Below are 22,466 nucleotides of genomic sequence, written 5' to 3'. Positions count from 1 at the left end.
GTTTTATTGCATTATCTTTAAGCAAAAGACCATCACCATGCTACAGTTGAAACCAATACTGCTTCTTTTCTTGATTTCATTCTTTTCTTTCTCTCAAGAAAACCAACTCAAAGTCTTAGTAGGGGGGACATTAATTGATGGTTTTGGTTCAGACCCTATAAAAAACAGTGTTATCATAATACAGGGGGAGAGAATTAAGGAAATAGGTACAATAGAAACACTTTCAATTCCAGAAAATGCTGAAATTATTTCAACAGAAGGAATGAGTGTTCTTCCCGGATTATGGGACATGCATGTCCACACAATGATAAATGGTCATGCAAACTATTCGTATTGGGACAAAGTTTATCCGCCCTTATTTGAAGATATAATTATGCCTTCTTCAGCACACCAATTATTGATGGCAGGTGTAACTAGTGCCAGAGATTTAGGTGCACCTTTAAAAGAAAGTATATCTGTAAGGGATAGAATCAATAATGGAGAAATTCCAGGAGCGACTTTGTATGTTTCCGGACCATTCATACAGAAAAAACCGTATCCTGGTACCGAAGCATTTAGATGGGGGGTCAATGGAGCAGAAGATGGGAAAAAGAAAATCAAAAAATTGGTTAAAGCGGGAGTTGATGTTGTTAAATTGATAGACCATGATCAAATGACCATGGAAGAATTGAGGGCAGTAGTAGATGAAGCTCATAAAAACAATCTTAAAGTAGTGGCGCATGGACATCGACCTGAAGAAATACGAAGAGGGATTGAGGTAGGAGTAGATTGCTTTGAGCACACCGGTTTGTCATCTGCTCCTAAATATCCTGATGATGTCATGGAAGCTATCAAAGAACGAACTGCTCAAATGAATAAAGGACCACTTTTTTGGTGTCCTACGGTTGAGGGTTTGTACAATTATGAATATGTTCGGGATAATCCTGAAAATCTGGACAATGATTCATGGCATTTGGGTTTACCCGATAGTGTCATAGCAGATATTAAAAGTAGTATTAAGCATCCTGATAGATTGCCTTATTTTCAACTGACACCCTCTAGAAGACCAACTCTACAAACCAAAATTCAACAACTCCTCGATGCAGGAGTGGTACTCATGATTGGTACCGATAGTGGGATACCCATGAAATTCCATAGTCAATCTACTTGGAACGAACTGGATGTTTGGGTAAACGAATTTGGAATAGACCCTATGTATGCCATAAGGGCTGCTACATATTGGCCCTCACTTTGGATGGGTGTCGTAGATGAAGTAGGAACCATTACTCCAGGGAAATATGCTGATATTATAGCTGTGGATGGAGATGTCCTGCGATACATTAGCTTATTGCAGGATGTGGATATGGTGATAAAACACGGAAAACGTTACAAATAGAATTTTTTGGCCCCAAATCCCAAATCAGTTTTAGTTGAAGAAAAGTGGAATGCCTATTCCCATGCTTTGGGGATTTTGTTGTCCATTCTTGGATTTATCGTATTCTTTGAAAAGGATTTAAATCACACCACTTTCTTATTAGAAAGTATAGTTGTCTACCATATTTCACTGATTCTTTTGTTTATAGCGTCAACGATGTATCATGCGGTTCAAAATCCAAAAGTGAAACGAAAACTTCGGATTTTGGACCATGTTAGCATTTATTATCTGATTGCAGGAACGTATACCCCGGTATGTCTTTTGCTACTTATAGACTCTAAAGGATGGTTGTTATTTTATTCAGTTTGGGGTATCGCTGCAATGGGTACAGCTATAAAATTATTCTTTACCGGAAAATTTGAGGCTTTTTCACTAATACTTTATGGCGTTATGGGCTGGCTTATTGTATTGGATTTCAATGCATTGACTGAAAATGTTTCAAATCGAAATTTGATTTGGCTTGGGTTGGGCGGTGCCTTTTATACCATTGGCATCTTATTTTATGCCATTCGTAAGATTCCGTATAATCATTTTATATGGCACCTTTTTGTATTAGGTGGTGCTATTAGTCATTGGAAGTTTTTATACAATCTTTTTGATACGTTTTGATTCGAATCTTAAGGGTAATTTTTTACTACAAGAAGTAAGCTAATACCATTCCCATAGTAATCAGAGCCAGCTTTCTAAGATTGAAAGCATGTTCTTGCGAGCTTTCAAACAAAATAATGGTTGATATATGAAAGAAAACCCCTATAGCTATACCAACTAACTGCGTGCCATAGGCGTCAATCAAATCTGTATACTGGGATATATAGCTTCCGAGAGGGGTCATCAATGAAAAAGCAGCAATGAAAAGTAGACCTGTACTTTTCTTCATTTCCGAGTTTAGGATGAAAAGACTCAACAAAATGGCAACAGGAAGCTTATGAATTATGATTGCGTAAACAACGGAGCTCCCTTCACGTATGGGGATTCCTTCGATGATGGCATGAACCGATAGGCTCAAAAACAATGCGGTTGGGAAGCTGATTTTTTGTGAGGATAAATGAATATGACCGTGTTCCGCTCCTTTGGAAAAGAATTCAAGAAATATTTGAATTAAAATTCCTAATAATATAAAAATCGCTATTCCTTTGGGACTACCTTCTTCATATACTTCGGGTAAGAGCTCAAAAAAAGTATAAGCCAATAAGAAACCCCCACTAAAAGCGAGTAGTAACTTTATTCCCCGTTCACTTTTGGGTTTTAGAAAAAGAGCAATAAAATATCCTATCCAAACGGATAGTATGGGCAGTATCAGAATCATCAAAACTGGAAATCTCAGTTGGGTTGCAAGGGGTAAAAATAACCTATTTTTACCGAACAAATAATACAGCTAAATGGCAGAAAATTTTAGAATGCTTGCCAAAACTTTCTACGGATTTGAGGAACTATTGGTGCAAGAATTGAAGGAATTGGGAGCTGGTAAAGTGGAGCAGGGTGTTCGAAGTGTTTCTTTTGAAGGGGATTTGGGCTTTCTATACAAAGCCAGTCTTTGTTTGAGGACCGCATTGAAAATCTTTAAGCCTATATCCACATTTAGGGTTTTTAATGAAAAAGACCTGTACCAACAGGTTTATGCCATCAATTGGGATAAGATTTTCTCATCGGATAAGACTTTCGCCATTGATACAACCATGAACACACGGGTTTTTACCAATTCGATGTTTGTTTCCTTGAAAGCAAAGGACGCTATAGTGGATAAGTTTCGACGAACCTTGGGAGCCCGCCCCAATGTAAACTCACAAAATCCGGATATCCGAATCAATATCCATATTTCAAAAAATAAGTGCACTGTTTCTTTGGATAGTTCCGGAGAATCGTTGCACCAACGCGGATATAGACAGCTTACCAATATTGCACCAATCAATGAGGTATTAGCGGCAGGAATGCTCAAGTTGAGTGGCTGGAAGGGGAATTCGGATTTTTTGGACCCCATGTGTGGTAGCGGTACGCTGTTGATTGAAGCCGCCATGATAGCATGTAATATTCCGGCTAATATCAATCGAGAATCTTATGCGTTTTTACATTGGAACGATTATAATAAGGACTTGTATGAAAAAATTAAAGAGGTTAGTCTCAAAAAAATACAACCTTTTGATTATCAAATCATAGGCTTTGATAAAGCTCCTTCAGCCATTAGAAAAGCTCAAGAAAATATTGATTTTGCAAATCTTACTGAGTTTATATCGCTTTCACGCAAGGATTTTTTTAGAACAGACAAGCCGGTGAATGCTAAACTGCATATGGTTTTTAATCCCCCATATGGGGAAAGACTGCCTATAGATGCAGAAGAATTTTATTCAAAAATTGGGGATACGTTGAAACAGAAATATCCAGGCACGGATGTATGGTTTTTGACTTCCAATTTGGAAGCGCTTAAATCTGTTGGTCTAAAACCCTCTAGAAAAATTAAACTGTACAATGGCAAATTGGAATCACGTTTGGTACATTACGAAATGTATGAAGGCACCAAAAAACCCAGGTAATTTCCAAATACGGTAAAATCTCAACAACAAAATTTAAACCTCAATTACAAAGGGATTCTAGTACAAATAGTTAAAATCTATTGTTCTGGGGAAGAAATTGCAGGGTCTCTTTTCTTTTTTGATTTTTTGTAAAGAGGTATAAAGTAAGATATGGAATAGTTGTACCCTACACCGAAACTACTTCTATCCGTAACTTTATTGAACCCAGGAATCCAAAGGTTGGGAAAGCGGTCTGCTTCCGTATTGGTTACCAAATAGCCCAAACGGATACTTATTCCCAGATAAATGTTTGCAAAAAGCTCTGCTTTGACCCCAAATACCAACTCCAACCAAGAAGCGTTCAATCCACTAAATTCTTCAGGGGTTTCCCCTGCTCCTGGCAAAAAATTGTCAGGAGTGAAAAAACGATTGCCATTAAAAACTTGATACTCGTTCAAGGTCTGGCTGAAGGTCGCAAATGAGTAACGTCCTCCAATAGTAATAAGATTGCTCATCCCGTACCAATTTTGGTATGTGTTCCAATCAACTCCAAGTTTTATGTAGCTTCCAGAAGTAGTATAGTTGTAGAGCAGGGTTCCCCCTAAATCTTCGGTCTGGGTAAAATCTTCATTGCCCAATTCTCCAGCTATATGTAGTTTTTCGGTGAGCCTGTAATCGCCAACAAGTTCTAATCCAGTATAATTCTCATCGGCAAAGGAACGTACCAAACGACTTAAATCAACGCCAACCCTTAGACCATACTTTTGTTTGTACTCCACGCTATCCTTGACTCCTGGGTCTCCTCCTTCTTGAGAATATCCGTGCGTGGATAAAAGCAAAATCAAAAAAATACTAGTGAAATATCTTAACATGTACGTTATTGGAGTTTTCTATAGTTTGCTGTTGAATGCTTACGTCTTGAATCCAATTTTCTGCATCTGTGGTGAGTTGTACATCCAATTCATCAAAATTGATTACAAAACCGCAACCTCTTGAAATAAAATTTTCCCGAGTAGCATAGGTGATGGTCAAAGTATCCAAATTACCCGTTTCTTCACCCGTGTCCGCATTGATTGCAGAGTTTGTAATCAAAACAAAAGAAGTTGTTACAGCGTCTGTCCGCAAAGGAATCCCTACGGAGTCCAGCGAGCTGGTACCGCTTGTAAAGGTGTTTACGTCTGTGTTGAGAATGGTTTCCACTACGCGAAATGCAGGGACATCTTTTGCCACTGTGGTATCCTCGCTGTCAAAAAAACCGAGAACCAAAAGAGGAGTATCTCCATCGGTACAAATGTCGTCCCTTTCACAAGAAGAAGTATAGGCTACAAAAAACAGGATACAGACTGCGAGATAGATTTTTTTCATTTTGAATCAAAAACTCTTGGGAGCAAAAATTATACCTGTTTTTTTCGTTTTTCCAAAAGTACAACATTTTCCACGTGGTGAGTTTGCGGGAACATGTCAACGGGCTGCACTTTTTTAATTTCATAATGGGACTGGAGTAAATCCAAATCCCTGGCTTGAGTAGCAGTGTTGCAGCTGACATAAACAATTCTTGGAGGGGAGGCCTGAAGCAATTGCTCTACCACCTGTTTGTGCATCCCATCTCTAGGAGGGTCGGTAATTACCACGTCAGGGACACCATGTTCACCCACGAAATCTGTGTTGAAAACATCTTTCATATCTCCAACGAAAAACTCTGCATTGGAAATTCCATTGTTTTGAGCATTACTTCTAGCATCTTCAATAGCTTCTGGAACAGATTCCACACCAATCACCTTTTTGGCATTTTTTGCAACAAACTGGGCAATGGTTCCTGTTCCTGTATACAAATCATAAACTATTTCTTTCCCGGTTAAACCCGCAAAATCCCGGGTCACTTTATACAATTCATATGCCTGATGGGAATTGGTTTGGTAAAAGGACTTCGCATTTATTTTAAACCGGAGTCCTTCCATATTTTCAACAATATGGTCCTGTCCAGAAAAACAAATGACTTTTTGGTCGTAAATGGTATCGTTGGCCTTTTTGTTAACGGTAAAAAGAAGAGATGTGATTTCAGGAAAGGTTTCCTTGATTTCATTTAATAGTTGCTTTTCTTTCATGGTGATATCCTGAAAAAACTGAATAAGAACCATAATTTCACCTAAGGAAGTTATCCGCATCATCAAGGTGCGAAGCATCCCTGTTCGTTGTCGTGGATTGTAAAATGGAATACCTAAGTCAAGAGCCTTTGTTTTAATGGTATTGCGAACAGCGTTTGAAGGATCCTCCTGTAGGTGGCAGGTTTCAATATCCAAAATCTTGTCCCACATTCCTGGAATATGGAATCCCAACGCGTTTTTGTCTTTGATTGGTTCTTGGGAGTCGATTTCTTCCTGCGTCAACCATCTGCTGTCCGAAAAAGAAAATTCCATTTTGTTCCTGTAAAAATATTGTTTTTGGGAACCGAGAATTGGTGAGATTTCAGGAAGTTCTAAATGGCCTATACGCCTCAGGTTATTTTCGACTTCTTTTTGTTTGTAAAAAAGTTGATTTTCATAAGTCATGTGTTGCCATTTACATCCTCCACAAATACCGAAATGCGAACACACGGGCTCGGCTCTTTTATCAGAATAGGAATGAAAGCGGGTCACTTGACCCTCAAAGTAGGCTTTTCTTTTCTTGGTTGTCAGTACATCCACCACATCTCCGGGTACGGCATCAGAGAGAAATATGACCCTGCCATCTGGAGCTTTGGCCACCGCTTTTCCTTTTGCACCTGCATCCAGAACTTCTATCTTTTCAAAGGTTTGGCGCCTATTTTTTTTTCGCATGCGCAAAAATAGTGTTTCGCCTGAACAAATTATAGGAGAGCTCCCTAAACTAATTTCTTCCTGTTTGGGAACCTTTTGAGTGTTTCTAAGTCTATCTTATATAAACATGTCAAAAACCAGCAAAATATTGGATTCCTTTTTGGTGATTTCGTATCAAAGAGGGAATAAAAAGGCCCTCGAGATATTGGTTAAGCGATGGAACAAAAGGCTTTGTATTCAAGCGTATAGATACACGAAGGATTGGGATTTAGCGAAAGATGTGGTACAAGATACATGGCATACTGTAATTACAAAATTGTTTTTGCTTAGGGATGCCGCCAGTTTTGGAAGCTGGGCGATGACTATAACGAGTAGAAAAGCCTTGGACCTAATCCGGAAAAACAGTAAAACCCGGAAAATTTATGAATCCCATGTTTTGGTCAATAACGAAGTCGAAACGTCTCCGATACAAACACAAGAAGAACAAATAGGTGAGATCTTAAAGATGATTCCAGAGTTGCCTTTTGACCAACAGATGGTTCTCAAACTGTTTTATTTGGAAGAATATAGTCTAAAACAAATAAGTGATATAACAGGTGTATCCATCAATACTGTGAAAACCCGCTTGTTCAGGGCACGTGAAAAATTGAAATCGATAATTAAAAATAAAGAAGATGAAAAGAGAGATTGAAGAAATAGACGAGCTTATAAAGGAAGCTTTGTCCAAAGAAGAGGCAAAGTATTATGATGAACTGGAAGAACTAGGTCTTTTTGAAAAAATTGGAGGTGTTTTCTCTGGTAAACTCAAATGGATAACCATTTTAATGAATGTCGTCAACCTAATCATAGTTGGGCTATTTGTGTATTGCATCGTACAATTCTTTTCGGTTGATGAGACCAATGAACTTATTAAATGGTCGGGAGCTGCATTGTTCTGTGCACTAATGGTGAGTATGCTCAAGCTCTATGTTTGGATGCAAATGGATAAGAACGACATTTTGCGTGAGTTGAAGCGATTAGAACTTCAAGTCGCTTCGTTGATGTCCAGAATTAATGGACAAAGCGGCGGGTGAGTGTTTTCTACATTTCGCCATATTTTATACTTTTACAACTCTACTAGGGATGATTTCTCTCCCACGCTGAATTTTCGAGACTTCGAAAGGATAAAGGTACAGCAGGAATGGTTATTTTATTAATATAAACACATTTAAAATGGCTGTTTTAGAACATTTGACATCGCAACAGGCGATAGATTTAGAAAACAAGTACGGAGCACAAAACTACCACCCACTTCCGGTGGTTCTTAGTAAGGGTGAAGGTGTTTACGTATGGGATGTAGAAGGCAGAAAGTACTATGATTTTTTATCGGCATATTCCGCTGTGAATCAAGGGCATTGTCACCCAAAGATTATTGAAGCCTTAAAAAATCAAGCAGAGAATCTTACGTTGACCTCCAGGGCTTTCTATAACGATATGCTCGGAAAATACGAGGAATTTGCTACCAGGTTTTTTGGATTCGATAAGCTTTTGCCTATGAATACTGGTGCGGAGGCTGTAGAAACCGCAATCAAGCTGGCACGAAAATGGGGATATGAAAAAAAGGGGATTCCAGCGAACCAGGCAAAAATTGTGGTTTGTCAGAATAATTTTCACGGACGTACCATTTCAATCATTTCTGCTTCAAATGACCCAATAGCAACTGAGAACTTCGGACCTTTTACTCCCGGTATAATCTCTATTAGGTATAATGATATTAACGCTCTTCAAGAGGTTTTAAAGGATGAAAATATTGCTGCATTTTTGGTAGAACCCATTCAGGGTGAAGCTGGAGTATACGTTCCGGATGAAAATTATATTAAGGAAGCCTTCGACCTCTGCAAGTCCAAAAATGTCCTGTTCATGGCGGATGAAGTACAAACAGGAATCGCACGTACAGGGAGGTTATTGGCATCATGTGGGAACTGCTTGTGTCTCGATAAAAACTGTTCTGGCGTCCCAGATGTAAAACCTGATGTTTTAATTTTGGGTAAAGCCATTTCAGGTGGAGTTTTACCGGTATCTGCTGTATTGGCCAATAATGAGATTATGGAGGTTATTAGACCAGGCAATCATGGTTCGACCTTTGGGGGAAATCCTCTTTCTTGTGCAGTGGCCATGGCTGCCCTTGAGGTAGTTAAAGAAGAGCGCCTTGCTGAAAATGCGGATGAGTTGGGTAAAATTTTCAGGAATGAGATGGAAAAACTGGTCCAACAGACTGATTTAGTACGCTTGGTTCGTGGGAAAGGGCTTTTGAACGCAATAGTGATTGATGATTCGGAAGATAGCTCTACTGCTTGGGACATATGTATGGCCTTAAAGGAAAACGGACTGCTCGCGAAACCAACCCATGGCAACATTATACGATTCGCCCCTCCTTTGGTCATGACCAAGGAACAATTGCTAGAATGTATTTCCATTATTGCAAAGACACTAAAGGAGTTTGAAAAATAGAAAAAGCCCCTTCTGGGGCTTTTTTGTTTTTTAATTATCAATACTTCAATTAAGGAGCCGAAGTACCACTTTTTGGTTTTGACCGTCTAAGTTGCCTCTGAATTTTCTTGATAGCGGATTCAATCGATTTTTCAGGTTCAATGATGTTGTATTCTCCCCAGAAATCAGGATCAGAAAAGCCCAAGGCCTCATCTCCCAATATGATTGACTTTTTTATACGCTCTCTATTCTTTGGTAATTCTCCCGTGCTATTTTTTTCCCAGTCTGTAACGGCCATTTCTGCAGTCATGCTATACACCGAGTTAAAAAGTCTATCCTTCCAGTCCACTTTAAACTCCATAAGCACATTACTATACCCGTAATACCATTTACCATCTTTTTCCCGATAATCAACCCTATAGGCAACCTCCGTGGGCCAAACGTCTACTTTTGCAGGTTTTCTTCTTACAAAAAGTCTCGATGCCTTTTCTCTATTGGTAATGTTTAGTGTATAAATTGCGCTGGTAAGAATCTTATTCTCTACGTCTATAAAGAGTTCGCCTTGGTAAAGTGGCTCTTCAACGCTTTGTCTTTGGTTGAATTCGATTACGTAAATCAATTTGTCGTTGATTCGTGTAGAGCGGGCAAACGAAAACTCATAGTATTCGAACAACTCATCGGCAAAGATATATTCAGGATATTTCATGATATCAACATATAGGGCATTGAACGGCCCTCCCTGTAGTTTTAAAGCCACCGTGTCCAATCTACTATAGTCCGTACTTTTTCTGGCTTTATATAGCTCTAGGGCATCCTTTCTAACTGAGTTGTAAGGTGTTTTGTAGATATTTACCACAGCTTCTGAAAGAGAAACGTTCTTTCTTCTTTTCTTGATGGTCTCTCTGTAGAATGCAGTCATTAGAGTAGGGTCATCAAAATAATTTGTCCCTTTTCTCGCAAGTGTTTCCCTCACCAAAGCCCTAGCATCTTTAGGGGCGTTTATGTTTACTTCCAAAAGTTGGGTTACTGAAATGTTAAGCGCAATTTTGTTCTTATTGGGTTTAAGGTCGCTTAGGGGAATGGATTTGCTTTGATATCCCAAAAATGACACAATAAGGGTGCCACTAGCTTTATCTTTAGGAATCTTTAGAAGAAACTCACCCTCCGTGTTGGTAATGGTGCTGATATTGGTTTCCTCTAAAGACAAGGTTGCAAATACCAAAGGTTTTTTGGTGGAAGAATCAATCACTTCACCTCTAAATTGTTTAAAATCTTCTTCCTGATTTTGTTGGAGGGCCAAAGCGGAACCCAGGGAAACAAAGAAACTAAATGCGAATACAGTCAATTTTTGAAGGTTTGCACTGCTTTTTACTTTCCAATTATTCATAACGATTGTTTTTGAAACTATCCTTTCTAAGTTAATGATTTTTAACAATATAGGCTATACGTATGCATTGATTTTGCCATGAATCACCTACTTTTTGATATTTTAATCAATCAGCTTTCAAAGATACCATATAGTCTGACTAAGACTGTCTTGCCTTACGGAGTGTGGATAGTGTTTTATGAAAAATTTAAGTTTTTTGTTTAGGAATACCTTCAAAGAATTAGTCCACCATGAATAATGCGTTGACAAAGAAGAGTTTTCCATTTTCCCAAAAACCTCGGAACAAAGGGTTATCGGCCATATATATTACTTGCCCCTTACCTAAAGATTCGACGCCAAAAACCAGCGAGTTTCTTAGCTTTTTTTGGGTCTTGCTTCCTGCAAAACCTGAAATTGGTTTGGTATTGTTCTCAATGAATGCAACGTTTCCAGACTTTAGATAGTCATAACTCGTACTACCTAGTTTTAGTGTGAAGTAATCTGTATCATAACCATACGCCAGGGGATGCGTATTATCTACCTTGGTTTTAAAAATTGCACCTGTAATTGCATTCTTAATTCGCTCTCTTTGGATGTTTTTATGAAGTTTTGGTGCTCTATTAGTAGAATCCTTGTTTTCCTTTACTTTTATGGATAAACCTTTTTCCATACCAATGGCTTGAATAGCGCTTCCCATAGAAATCAACTTACCACCATTTCTGACCCAATCAGTTAGTTTTTTTAACTGTTTTTCATTAAAAAATGTTTCGTAATTGCCATCTGGTACTATGAGAATTGTGTATTTATTTAGGTCAATAGATTTAAAATAATCGCTCCCCAGCACACTAACAGGATATACTAGTTGTTGTTCAAAAAAGTGCCATATTTCCCCAAAGCGGTACGTGGAAGTAGGACTTCCAGAGAGGACAGCTATAGTTGGTTTTTCAATCATTTCGACCGTAGAGGAACCAAAATCTTTACCGGACTCCACAAATCCAGATGAAGTATTGGTAATCTCTTTTTTATGTGTCTTGGAGACTTCTTTCAAAATGGAAAGAAAACCATTTTTGTTTTTATTGTCTTCCGAAGTAATTATTAGACTTCCCCTTTCGAAAAACTTGCCATTCATTGAAAACGGATGATTGGTTTTACGAACTCGAATTCCTTTTTTTAACAAATCTGCCAGAAAACGTGCATCTTTCATGCTATTCCAGTCAGTTACATACGCATATCGATTTGCCTCTATCTTGGCAAAAGAACCAATCTCATTTTGATTTTGAGCCTCCACTAAATTTGGTGATGCAATAGCTTTCAAACCGTAAGCGTAGGGCAGGGACCAGGCCGTAATATCGTATGTTAAGGAGTCGCTTAGTTTTGCCTTGGGTTCAAACAAAACCTTGACTAGGGTGCCCTTAGGTTGGTTTGTGGATACCACCATGCTATTTTCGGATATGGCCATGCTTCCTGTATTTCCCGTCTTATAGTCATATCCTTTTACCACTCCTTTTTCGACGTTACCAAATTGTATTTCATGCTTGGCCAACAGGTTTTTTAGTGCTTCTATATTATCTTCATTGCCGCTTAAAACATAGCTCTTGTATTTAAAGTTTTTGTTCCGGTAGAATTTTCTAAACTCTTCATTCAATTTTTCTGCGTTTTTTGAAGATACTTCCACTGTTGAAAGTCCCGTAGTAAGATGATGGGATAGCCTATCCCTTAAAGTCAGCGTGTCTCCTGTGCCAGTAGTCACAGATAGACCAGCCCTGCCGCTACCCCCTTGTTCATAGGTCAGTCCAATACCACCATTATATGTGGGATAGGTATCTCCATAGCTAGGATAGAACAGGTCGAACACTTCTTTTGTAAAATAGGACCAACCGTTTGCATCAAAGTATTTGGCATGGTTTTTACCTATGGTTACTTGAAAATCGCGTTGAAATTTGGTGATGACCTCATGATAAGGTTCTGCAGCTGGAGCAAAAAAGTAAGGGTTGTCAACACCTTGTTCATGAAAATCGGCATGTATATGAGGTAACCATTGATTAAAGATTTTTATTCTCTGTTGACTTTCCTTTTGTGTTAACCAAGCCCAATCCCTGTTCAAATCAAACATGTAGTGGTTACTTCGCCCTGTCAGCCAACCTTCATGGTGTTCCTTACTGTCAGGGTCCAACTGGTGTGGAGCATTCTTAAATTGTTGATACCAATTCACGTAGCGATCACGTCCATCGGGGTTGATACATGGATCAATGATGACAATTGTATTTTTCAGAAAGTCTTTTTTAGTTGTCAGCAGTTCATAAATGGTCTGCATAGAGGCTTCCGTACCCACACTTTCATTACCGTGAACGTTATAGCTTAACCAAACAATGGCTTTTGAAGAATTGCCATTTCCTTCGGTAGCCAACAAATGCTCTTTGCGAATGTTTTCAAGATTGGCCATATTCTCAGGAGAACTTACATAGGCCAGCAACAAGGGTCTTCTTTCGTTTGTTTTCCCGTAGGTAATCAATTTTATCTGATTTGGCACCTCTTCCGACAGATACTTGTAATAATCTACAACTTCATGATGTCGAGAAAATTGAGAACCTAGCTCGTATCCCAAAAAAGTTGAAGGCGATTTTAACTTCTGGGAGTGAACGGAAAGAAAAAAGAATAAAATGGCAAATTGTAGAGCTTTTTTCATGCAACAGTTTTGTATACAACCAAATCTAACAATAAAATAAGGAAGGGCCTTTAAATATCAAGGAACTGAAGCTTATCCATGACAAAACGTAATTAACGTATTTTTAGGAGTAGTAAAACAGAAGAAAAGTATCTTTAGCACGCTTTTTACAATTTTTTAAATGGAAGTAGATTGTATACCCTTCAGGAAAACGGGTTATTTTTCCCAGCTTATTTGCGATTACCTAGACCAAAAAGAAGAACTCAAACCCTTTTACAATCGTTTTCCACTCCTCGAGAATTTTGAATCACAGATTCTTGAAAAACAAAAGAATTACAATCCAAGTCATAGATCTGTACTTGTTGAAAGTTTGAAGAGTCAGTACAAAGGGTTTAATGTATCTGAAACCACACAAGAAAATATTGATTTGCTGTTGAAGGATACTACTTTTACCGTGGTCACGGGACATCAACTCAATCTTTTTACAGGTCCGCTCTATTTTCTGTATAAAATAGTTTCCACAATAAATCTAGTCTCTGAACTACGTGAAAAACATCCTGATTTCAACTTTGTTCCAGTGTACTGGATGGCAGCCGAAGATCACGATTTTGATGAAATAAACTTTTTCAATTTTGAAGGTCAAAAAGTGCAATGGAACGTGGATGCCTCTGGAGCCGTTGGCAGGTTGAAAATGGATGGACTGGACAGTGTTTTTAAAACGTGGACCAACAAACTTGGAAATTCCATCCAAGCAGAACGTTTAAAGGAGCTCTTCCAAAAATCATATTTGGAAAGTGGCAATTTGGCCAAAGCCACCCGTTTTTTGGTCAATGAATTGTTTGGGCAACATGGTTTAGTGATTGTAGACGGAGATGATTCCGAATTGAAACGTCTTATGATTCCTTTTGCTCAAAAGGATATTTTTGAGAATATTCCGTTTAAATCTGTTTCAGAATCCATAGGTCAACTGGAAAAGATTTCTCCCAACTATAAAATTCAAGTAAACCCAAGAGAAATTAACTATTTCTATTTAGAGGAAGGCCTGCGCGAACGAATTGTTGAAGGGGACGGAGTTTTTAAGGTAAACAACACAGAAATTGTTTTTACCACAAATGAATTGAGGGACGAGCTTACAAAATATCCAGAGCGTTTTTCACCCAATGTGATTGCAAGACCTTTGTATCAAGAAGTAATTCTGCCAAACCTTTGTTACATAGGTGGGGGAGGAGAGTTGGCCTATTGGTTGGAACTCAAATCCTATTTTGATGAATTGGATGTCACGTTTCCCATGCTATTGTTAAGGAACTCAGCATTGTTAATGACTCAAAAACAAGCTGATAAGGTTAGAAAATTACAACTCAACAGTTCTGATTTGTTCATGAAACAACATAGTTTTATCAACAAGAAAATAAGGGAAGTTTCTAATATAGACATCGATTTTGGACCTCAAAAGAAGTATTTAGAAGAACAGTTTCAATCTTTATATGAATTGGCTAAAAATACAGACCCCACCTTTTTGGGAGCTGTTAAGGCTCAAGAAGTAAAACAGAAAAAGGGATTGGATACTTTGGAAAAAAGATTGCTCAAAGCCCAAAAAAGAAAGCTAAAAGACCACGTGGTACGTATGGCAGAATTACAGAATGAACTTTTTCCGAATCAATCACTTCAAGAACGACAAGCAAATTTTTCTCAACTCTATTTGGAAATGGGAGAGGATTTAATTCCACAGTTGATGGCAAGTCTAAAACCCTTGGATTCTTGTTTTTCCATTTTAAGGTACTAATCTTGTGCTATACCAAGCACCCTCGGTTTTTGAAAAACGTACCCGTACATGGCTAGGTCGTTCCAACTTTAAAATTTCAATCTGTTCCGGGATAATATGGAGGATTGAAAAATGGTTTGAATCTGTTATATATTCTATGGGTTTTCCTTCAACATGCTTTGAGCCGGGAGCCGTTTTTGTAGTGTAGTCTTTGCGCGATTTCAATGGAATTCCATTCCAATAGGTTTTTAACACCTGAGTGTCCATTTCTCTAATTATATTTCCTTTAAGCGTAATTTGCCAAAGTTTTTTTGGGTGCAGAAAAAGAGCGCTAACGGTAGAATCTTCTATTAGTTCTTTGATTTTATTTGAACGACTATCAGAATAAAATGTACACCTCAAATCTGGAGATACGTTTCTTAAGGCAACGGTTCTTAATCCTATATCATCTTCCAAACCTTTAGTAGCCAGACTAAAGTAGCGAAAGGGATGTCCTTTTTTGGTAAATCCAAGTTTTAATTCCGCGGTAATTTCTTCTAGTAGAGACTGCATGAACCGACAAGAAAACAACTTTTTTCAAAAAAAATCAAAAAAGAGGTAGGGTTTTTTTTAGGGTAGTTGTTTTACTAGAGAAAATTGCTATGATTTTTATTTAAATATTGAGTTGGTTAACTCATATGTTTAGGTTGGTTTTGATTTTATAAAAAGCCCCGGAGTGGTTCCTGGGGCTTTTACTTTTAACTAACTCAAATCAATGAAACGCTAATTGCAGGCATTGGCAATATCCCTGGTTTCCGTAGAGGTTTCTATGAGACGATCTATTATTGTTGTTCCCCGAACAGTTACCTCAATGAAATCAATACCGACTTCGGTTACAACGCCAGTAAAACTGTTGAACGCGAACTGTGTCAAAATTTCTTGCCCTGTCAAATCGCTGTTGTCATCTTGATATTTTCCCGAGATTATAAATCGCTGAACAAAAGGAACCTTTATGTTTTGGTATTGTTGGTAAATATCTGCAACGGAAATTGCCGTTCCAGGGGGGACACCTAACTCTCTAGAAACCGATACCTGAACTGACTGCTCCGCACTCAAACTACGCGATTTTGTATTGGTTTCAGTAGCTGTTTTGGAGTATTCATAGCTCCCAGTAACAGACCCCTTAATAGATTTTTTGGTACCACTGTTAAAAAATTTGGCTTCTGCTTCATATGCTACCTCCACGCTAACTTCCACTCCGGCAGTATTGGTGGTTGAAACGGACATGGTTTCTTCATAACCCGCAGTTTGTGTTGTGGTTATGGAAGTGGTCTCGCCAATGGTCTGCGTAAGAGTGCCGCTACTACAGTTTCTTAGAGTGCTGTTATAGGCACTGTTGGTTGCAGATGGAGGCATTATGGGTTTGAGAAATTGGGAATCTATTACCTGCACGTCCCAATCGATGTCAAAAAGAAGTATCCTAAAGTAATTTGGTTCATCTGGTTCACTAGTACTGGCAGTTACAAAAGTGCTACCAGATACCACCAAGGGGTTTTCTGTACCTCGAGGTACTATCTTGAACAACCCAGGTCCATCTTTCTCGATTTTGAACCAATACGCCGGAAAATCAGCAACATTGGTGTTACCTCCATTTACAGCTAGATTTCCCCTACTTTGAATATAGAGTTGCTCATTTAACATATATAAGTAATGAATATCGTCCCCATCATGTACAGCAATTGAGAAAAATTCTTCATTGCCAGGAATCCTTTCGAAGTAATAAGTTGTAAACCTTTCCAAGAGATCAGGTTCTTCAGAATAGTTCAAGTTTCCCCTCAGTCGTATATCAGTTGGAGGGTCGATGCCAGTGGCTGGATAACGTTGTGAAGATGGAGCACCGATCACATTGTTATCCTTATCTACTAATTGCATGTAATACTTCAAATCGGGTCGCAGGTTTACCTCGGCGAATAAATCATCCAATCCGGAAGCATCGATTTCCTCCTCATCGGGATTGGCCTTAAAGGATAGCTTGGAAAAACTCTGTGTGCCCAATACTGCATTAGTTTCATCTCTTACGGTTACTTGAACTGCGATACCTTCCTTCAATTCATTCTCGAGGGTATCGTCAAGCTGGTCATTCTCAAAAGACAGGTTTGCCAAATTGTTGAACTCATCAAAGGGTACAGTTTCCTCGATAGCTGGGGAAGATGAAATGGAAATGACCGCAGTAAACGGTTTGTACCCCTTTCTTGCAATTTCACGTGCGCTGATACTAATGCCAATCTGGCCTTCGTCCGTTTCAAATTCACTTGTTGTAATTGTTGGGGCAAGTTCCTCTATCTCCCCATTCCCATCGGGACCTAGAGTTTCCGAATCATCTTTGCTGCAGGCTACAGCTACTATAAAAAGTACTGGAATTAAAAATCTGAATAGTACATTGCTACTTGTTTTCATCACTTTGTGTTTTGTGGATTAAACTTGGTTGTTGTTTTGTGTGACCTGCCCGGAAATAGTCTGCAGCCCTTAGCCGAGCAAGACCACAAAACGGTTGTCAAAATCATGACACCACAAACCTAAATGACTGATAGTGAGAGAGAAAAAAAGGGGGGTGGACAATAGGTGGACACCTTAAAAATAAATATGGGAAAATTGACAGACAGACTTGATAGCCCTTATAATTAAAGGCTTAGCACCAAATCTTGTAGAGAATCTTCAGTGGTTATATCCAGCTTTTTACGAAGACGATAACGGGCCTTTTTGATGCCTTCCTGTGAAATATTGAGGATATTGGCAATCTCTTTAGAGGATAAATTCATCTTCAATAGAGCCATTAACCGAAGCTCATTGGAGGTCACCTGAGGGTATTTTGTTTTGACGGTACGATTGAAGTCTTTATGTACTTCTTCAAAATAGCGTGCAAAATTCTCCCAGTTGCTATCGTTTTGAAGGTCAAAGTTAATGGTACGGATAAGTTGCTGATATCCTTTTTCCGATTCTTCATTCTCCTTGAATTCCTGAGCTTTTTGTTTTAACCCTTCCAAAACCTCATTCTTTTTGGCCAAGTGGAGAGCATGAGTAGTGAGTTCTTTCTTTTTAAACTCCAGTTCGGAATCTACCTTTTCTTTCTCAAGCTTGTTACGTTTTAATTTTTGACGGATACCATAAAATCCGATAAGGGATAAAACCAAACCTCCACCCAAAAGTATTTTTTGCAGGGTACCAATTTCAGCTTGTTGTTCCAGGACTGTAATTTCTTTTTCTTGTAATACAATTTGCTGTTCTTTTTTTTCAGTATCGTAGATTGTTCTCAGTTCATTAATCTGTTGCATTTTTTCTTTTTGAAAAGCACTGTCCTTAAGTGTTTGATATTGTTTGTGGTCCACGAGTGCATTTTTATAATTCCCCAATAACTCCCAGGCTGTTGACCTACCCTCAAATAATTCCCCCCAACCTCCAATGCCACCATCTGCTTCCCTAATCTTTATGGCCTCGTTTAAATGGTTAATGGCCAAATTCGGTTTATTCATTGCATTATAGGCATCTGCGGCATAAGCAAGACTTCTAACCAATTCTATGGTCATTTCGTTTTCGCGATGAATGGAAATGGCTTTCGTGTAATAAGGAATACTTTCTGGAGGATTTCCTTCTTTTAAATAAGCTGTTCCTAAATTTCGTATAGCGGTACCCTCCAATACCACGGATTTCATTTCCCTACTTAGGCTAACGCTTTGCTGTAGCACTTTTTTTGCCGTATCATATTCACCTAATGAAACATAACTACTTCCTAGGGCACTGTAAACAAGAGCTTCATATAATTTGTCCTCATTGGCTTTATAAATATCCAATGCTTCATTAAAATATTCTATGCCCTTAGTGTAGTTTTTGAAAATGGTTTCCAACGAACCAAGACTATAAAGGGCATCCGCTTTGCGTATAGGCTTATCTAAAATTTCGTACAGTTTCAAAGCCTTTAAAATATCTTGATAAGCCAATTTATCACTACCGATTTCCTCATAAATACCACTCCTAAAAACATATTCTATCGCTAGGCCAAGACTGTCTTTTAATTTTTTTCTCTTTTCAACATTTTCATTGGATATGCCAAGTGCTTTGTCATAGTTACCCTTTTCCATCTCAAGTATGGCGTTGGAATAATTTACCATTACAATGCTTTCCTCATCCTTTTTTTTCTTGTAAATCTCTAATGCTTTGTCGAAATAATAGCGGGCAGAGTCACGGTGGTACGTATTTTTAAAATAGCCACCCAAATGATAATAACCTCCAGCCAAACCATACTCAAAATTTAGTTTTTTAGACAAGGCGATTCTTTCCAGTGCAAAACCTTTGGCTTTTTCAACATCGTTGTAAATAGTGGCAAGATGCAAATCAGCCAGAATATTTACTTTAGTAGTGTCGTCAGGCAACGCGTGGTATATCTTTAAAAGACTATCCAGTTTTTGATTTTGTTGCGCTTGAAGCCCTAAAAAAAAGAAAAGAACAAAGAATAGTGGAAAGTGAAAAGAAGTTTTCATCAAGGCTGGTTTTTCTTAAAAGTAGAAAATTTAACTAACCTTTTGAAAAAGAAATGTTTGTAAAGTAAAAGCCTCGAATTTTCGAGGCCTTTTTTGCTATCTTACGGAGTATATTTTCCGTTCTGGTCCAACGCCCTTTATGGTAAGGGATTTCCACTCTTTGGGTAGTATTGGGTTCTTTTGAACGATACCTTCATTTGTAATTTCTAGTCCTCCAAATCCGGCCAAGACAACTTGAAGCATACCCCCAGCTCCAGTTGCAAAATATGGATTATCACTTGTGGCGGCTTCGGCCAAAGCACCAAAGGGAGGACGTTTGTTGGGTTCGTAGCTTCTTCGGAAGAGCCTGTATGCCTCTTTGGCGTTCCCTAATCTAGCATAAATAACCGCAAATACAGATTGCCCCATAGCGGGTCCTTCCTCTGCCAACTTGGGCTCGTAGTATTTCAAATCCTTTAAAACCGTTTCTTCGTCATTTACCACGTCTAATGGATAGGTCAATAAATTGACATCAGCCTGTTTTATTCTTTCCCCATCGTAGGTGGCATGCTCTTTTGTGGTTCCATCGGGGAATTTCAATATTCTGATTTTTGATGCGACCTCGTTCCATGCTGGATCAGCTGCGACTCCAACTGTTTTTGCAGCTTTGGTTGCATATTGCAATGCGGTGATGGCCGAGCCGTTGGTAAAAGCGTTGTCATCCACATTGGGGGCGAACTCATTGGCTCCCACCACATTTTTAATGCTATATGTTCCGTCGTCGTTTTTTGTAGATCGACTCACCCAATAATCGGCAACCTCTTTAATCATGGGATATCCGCGCTCTTTTAACCAATCCATATTTTGGGTGACGAGGTAATAGTTCCAAAATGCAATGGCTACATCAGCGGTAATATGGTGCTCAAAAGTACCCGTCAATGCCCAAGCTGGTGTGGCTTCTTCACCAGTGTCATCACTTTCCCAAGGGAACATAGCCCCTTTATACCCAAAATTGATGGCTTTTTCTTTTGCTTTACCAAGTCTATCTGAACGATAATTCACCAATGACCGAGCAATATCCTGATTCAGCATTAACAACGGAGGAAACATCCATAGTTCGGAATCCCAAAAAATATGACCGTTATAGCTTTGAGAAGAAAGACCCATTGGTGCGATACTTAGATCAGAATCGCCACGTGAAAAAGCATACAGGTGATAAAGTGCCAGTCTTACATCTAATTGGTCCTGTAAATTTCCTTCAATCACGATGTCACCTTCCCACAATTCTTCCCACAGTTTTTTATGTTGATTTAATAAATCAGCTCTTGGATTCAATAAATTAAATATTACAAAGCGCTCAGATTCAGTTTGGGGATCTTCAAAATCTTGTGTACTACAAATGGCACCTGTCCAGGCGAACTCGAAAATTTCTCCCTTTTTTAATTCTTGCTCGAAAGACAGTCTGTTGTCATAAGCAGTAACCATATTATGGGTCAATTCGGGGCGTTGATGTTCCCGCGTTGAATTGATAGCGTGCCAGATAAAGGTGGCCGAAGTCCCCACTATATGTCTTCCCAGTCTACTTTCTGCAACAGTTTGTAAAATGGGCATCGTAGTTTCTAAATCCTGGAATACCCGAAACGTACTATTTGGACTATGGTATTCGTCTGGAGTTTCGATTATCCCAGTGGCTTTGACTTCGATGTTTTTTAGGGGTTGAATTTGTACATCGATATACCCAGAATATTGAATGTTTCTTAGAGCGTAAATGGTATAGGACACCTTAGCCTTGTCTTTAAATGTAAAACTTGTTGTAAACCCTGCCGTTTTCATATCCAAGGTTTGGTTCCAGTCTGATACATTTCTTTCTTCTATCAGTTCGCCGTCGATTTCAAGCTCTAGTTGCGCAAAATTCATTCCTAGCAGAATTTTGCTTACCCCAAGAGGGGATTCTTTGTCGTAAACGTTATTGAGGATAATGGATTTTGTTTGAAAGGGTTTGTCCTCAGGAAGAATACCAATCCGTCCATTTGCGGTAACAATACCTGTATACTTTTCAACTTTTTCGGAAGAGATGGTCCATCCATCATTTTGTGAAAAGAGTGAAAGCGTCGCCAAAAAAGAGACGTATAAGCAAAATATACTTTTCATTTTCTAAAGTGTTTTAAAACAAATCTTTAAAATAAGATTTAATTTCAAATAAAGTAGCATCTGCCATGGAATCGAATCTAAGGTCTGCGTGCCCCACACGTTCTTTCGGGCCAATGCCTATACTATGAAAACCACCTGTTTTGGCTGCATCTACGCCACTTTCAGCATCTTCAAAGACAATACATTCATCAGGTTGAAGACCAAGCTTTTCGGCTCCATGTAAAAAAATCGCGGGGTTTGGTTTACTCTCGGTTACACTGTTTCCATCCCCGATTACATCAAAATACCCTAAGGCATTCAATTGTTGAAGTACTTTAGAAGCGTTTTTACTAGCACTACCCAATGCAACGTGAAACCCTTCAGTCCTTAAGTGGGTAAGTAATTCTTTTGCCCCAGGTAGGAAATCCTCAGGAGTGACATCATCAAGACTTTCTACGTACTTTTCGTTTTTTTGATTGGCCAACTTACCAATAGTATCCTCGTCCAGGGTGATATTATTGTGTTCCAGAATAACTTGTATGGAGTCCAATCGGGATATGCCTCTCAACTTATCATTCAATTCGCGGTCAAAGCTCCATCCGTTTTCATCAGAAAGCTTTTTCCAAGCAACATAATGCTGCTCTGCGGTATCGGTTATAACTCCATCTAGGTCGAAAATAAATCCCTTAATCATGGTTAGGTCAGTTTTGAGGACAAAGAAATAACGAAAAATGTTAAGAAAAAAGGGACTCAGGGTTATATTCTCACTAAAGTTCACAGCGGAATGCCTAAAGGGCGTATTCTTCCAATTTACCCCTTCTTTTTTGGTTAACAACCCATTGAATAAATAACGCAAGAAGATACT

The 22,466-nt window shown here is 38.7% G+C and carries 18 protein-coding genes; 7 read left to right on the top strand and 11 right to left on the bottom strand.

What is annotated here, in order from left to right:
• Positions 1 to 37: 37 nt before the first annotated feature.
• Entirely contained in the window at positions 38 to 1,375 is a 1,338-nt protein-coding gene (locus CLV81_RS19360) for an amidohydrolase family protein (protein ID WP_106147445.1), read from the top strand.
• 6 nt (positions 1,376 to 1,381) lie between these two features.
• On the top strand, positions 1,382 to 2,023 hold the full coding sequence (gene trhA, locus CLV81_RS19355; RefSeq protein WP_106147443.1) for a PAQR family membrane homeostasis protein TrhA: 642 nt from the start codon (positions 1,382 to 1,384) through the stop codon (positions 2,021 to 2,023).
• A gap of 25 nt (positions 2,024 to 2,048) precedes the next feature.
• On the opposite strand, the gene CLV81_RS19350 is transcribed toward trhA, so the two are convergent.
• On the bottom strand, positions 2,049 to 2,720 hold the full coding sequence (locus tag CLV81_RS19350) for a ZIP family metal transporter (RefSeq protein ID WP_106147441.1): 672 nt from the start codon (positions 2,718 to 2,720) through the stop codon (positions 2,049 to 2,051).
• A gap of 73 nt (positions 2,721 to 2,793) precedes the next feature.
• Here CLV81_RS19350 and CLV81_RS19345 point away from each other — a divergent pair, with 73 nt between their 5' ends.
• Complete coding sequence (locus tag CLV81_RS19345) at positions 2,794 to 3,942, top strand: THUMP domain-containing class I SAM-dependent RNA methyltransferase (RefSeq protein ID WP_106147439.1); 1,149 nt, start codon at positions 2,794 to 2,796, stop codon at positions 3,940 to 3,942.
• Positions 3,943 to 4,019: 77 nt separating this feature from the next.
• Here the strand turns inward: CLV81_RS19345 and CLV81_RS19340 are convergent, their stop codons facing one another.
• The 3 genes from CLV81_RS19340 to rlmD are packed head-to-tail and all read right to left on the bottom strand — an operon-like array spanning position 4,020 to position 6,737.
• On the bottom strand, positions 4,020 to 4,793 hold the full coding sequence (locus CLV81_RS19340) for a DUF6048 family protein (protein ID WP_106147437.1): 774 nt from the start codon (positions 4,791 to 4,793) through the stop codon (positions 4,020 to 4,022).
• Positions 4,774 to 5,286, bottom strand: coding sequence for a DUF6452 family protein (locus tag CLV81_RS19335; protein WP_106147435.1), 513 nt, complete (start codon positions 5,284 to 5,286; stop codon positions 4,774 to 4,776). Before CLV81_RS19335 ends, CLV81_RS19340 begins: the two co-directional genes overlap by 20 nt.
• 29 nt (positions 5,287 to 5,315) lie before the next feature.
• Complete coding sequence (gene rlmD, locus CLV81_RS19330; protein ID WP_106147434.1) at positions 5,316 to 6,737, bottom strand: 23S rRNA (uracil(1939)-C(5))-methyltransferase RlmD; 1,422 nt, start codon at positions 6,735 to 6,737, stop codon at positions 5,316 to 5,318.
• A gap of 106 nt (positions 6,738 to 6,843) precedes the next feature.
• On the opposite strand from rlmD, the gene CLV81_RS19325 reads away from it, so the two are divergent.
• From CLV81_RS19325 to rocD, 3 genes are all read left to right on the top strand, one after another.
• Complete coding sequence (locus CLV81_RS19325) at positions 6,844 to 7,407, top strand: RNA polymerase sigma factor (RefSeq protein WP_106147432.1); 564 nt, start codon at positions 6,844 to 6,846, stop codon at positions 7,405 to 7,407.
• Entirely contained in the window at positions 7,391 to 7,789 is a 399-nt protein-coding gene (locus CLV81_RS19320) for a DUF6768 family protein (RefSeq protein WP_106147430.1), read from the top strand. The genes CLV81_RS19325 and CLV81_RS19320 overlap by 17 nt, the downstream gene beginning before the upstream one ends.
• Positions 7,790 to 7,928: 139 nt before the next feature.
• Positions 7,929 to 9,206, top strand: coding sequence for an ornithine--oxo-acid transaminase (gene rocD / locus CLV81_RS19315; protein WP_106147428.1), 1,278 nt, complete (start codon positions 7,929 to 7,931; stop codon positions 9,204 to 9,206).
• Positions 9,207 to 9,255: 49 nt separating this feature from the next.
• On the opposite strand, the gene CLV81_RS19310 is transcribed toward rocD, so the two are convergent.
• Entirely contained in the window at positions 9,256 to 10,572 is a 1,317-nt protein-coding gene (locus CLV81_RS19310) for a carboxypeptidase-like regulatory domain-containing protein (protein ID WP_106147426.1), read from the bottom strand.
• A gap of 220 nt (positions 10,573 to 10,792) precedes the next feature.
• A complete protein-coding gene (locus CLV81_RS19305) occupies positions 10,793 to 13,237 on the bottom strand; it encodes a M14 family metallopeptidase (protein WP_106147424.1) in 2,445 nt (814 codons plus the stop codon).
• 160 nt (positions 13,238 to 13,397) lie between these two features.
• Here CLV81_RS19305 and bshC point away from each other — a divergent pair, with 160 nt between their 5' ends.
• Positions 13,398 to 14,999: a bacillithiol biosynthesis cysteine-adding enzyme BshC gene (bshC, locus tag CLV81_RS19300; RefSeq protein WP_106147422.1), complete on the top strand. Its 1,602-nt coding sequence runs from the start codon at positions 13,398 to 13,400 to the stop codon at positions 14,997 to 14,999.
• Here the strand turns inward: bshC and CLV81_RS19295 are convergent.
• The 5 genes from CLV81_RS19295 to pgmB all read right to left on the bottom strand — a co-directional run bounded on the left by CLV81_RS19295 (position 14,988) and on the right by pgmB (position 22,295).
• The gene (locus CLV81_RS19295; protein WP_106147420.1) at positions 14,988 to 15,530 is read right to left on the bottom strand and encodes a pyridoxamine 5'-phosphate oxidase family protein; all 543 of its coding nucleotides are present in this window, start codon (positions 15,528 to 15,530) and stop codon (positions 14,988 to 14,990) included. The genes bshC and CLV81_RS19295 overlap by 12 nt on opposite strands.
• A 210-nt stretch (positions 15,531 to 15,740) precedes the next feature.
• On the bottom strand, positions 15,741 to 17,414 hold the full coding sequence (locus CLV81_RS19290; RefSeq protein WP_106147418.1) for an ETX/MTX2 family pore-forming toxin: 1,674 nt from the start codon (positions 17,412 to 17,414) through the stop codon (positions 15,741 to 15,743).
• A 224-nt stretch (positions 17,415 to 17,638) separates the two neighbouring features.
• Positions 17,639 to 19,492, bottom strand: coding sequence for a tetratricopeptide repeat protein (locus tag CLV81_RS19285; RefSeq protein WP_106147416.1), 1,854 nt, complete (start codon positions 19,490 to 19,492; stop codon positions 17,639 to 17,641).
• A 96-nt stretch (positions 19,493 to 19,588) separates the two neighbouring features.
• Positions 19,589 to 21,622 carry a glycoside hydrolase family 65 protein gene (locus CLV81_RS19280; protein ID WP_106147414.1) on the bottom strand — a complete coding sequence of 678 codons (2,034 nt, stop codon included), beginning with the start codon at positions 21,620 to 21,622 and terminating at the stop codon, positions 19,589 to 19,591.
• Between the two features lie 13 nt (positions 21,623 to 21,635).
• Positions 21,636 to 22,295, bottom strand: coding sequence for a beta-phosphoglucomutase (gene pgmB / locus CLV81_RS19275; protein WP_106147412.1), 660 nt, complete (start codon positions 22,293 to 22,295; stop codon positions 21,636 to 21,638).
• Between the last annotated feature and the right edge of the window lie 171 nt (positions 22,296 to 22,466).

This window comes from Flagellimonas meridianipacifica, assembly GCF_003001695.1.
In the GTDB taxonomy this organism is placed as follows: domain Bacteria; phylum Bacteroidota; class Bacteroidia; order Flavobacteriales; family Flavobacteriaceae; genus Flagellimonas; species Flagellimonas meridianipacifica.
This window is presented reverse-complemented; position numbering and strand designations above follow the sequence as displayed.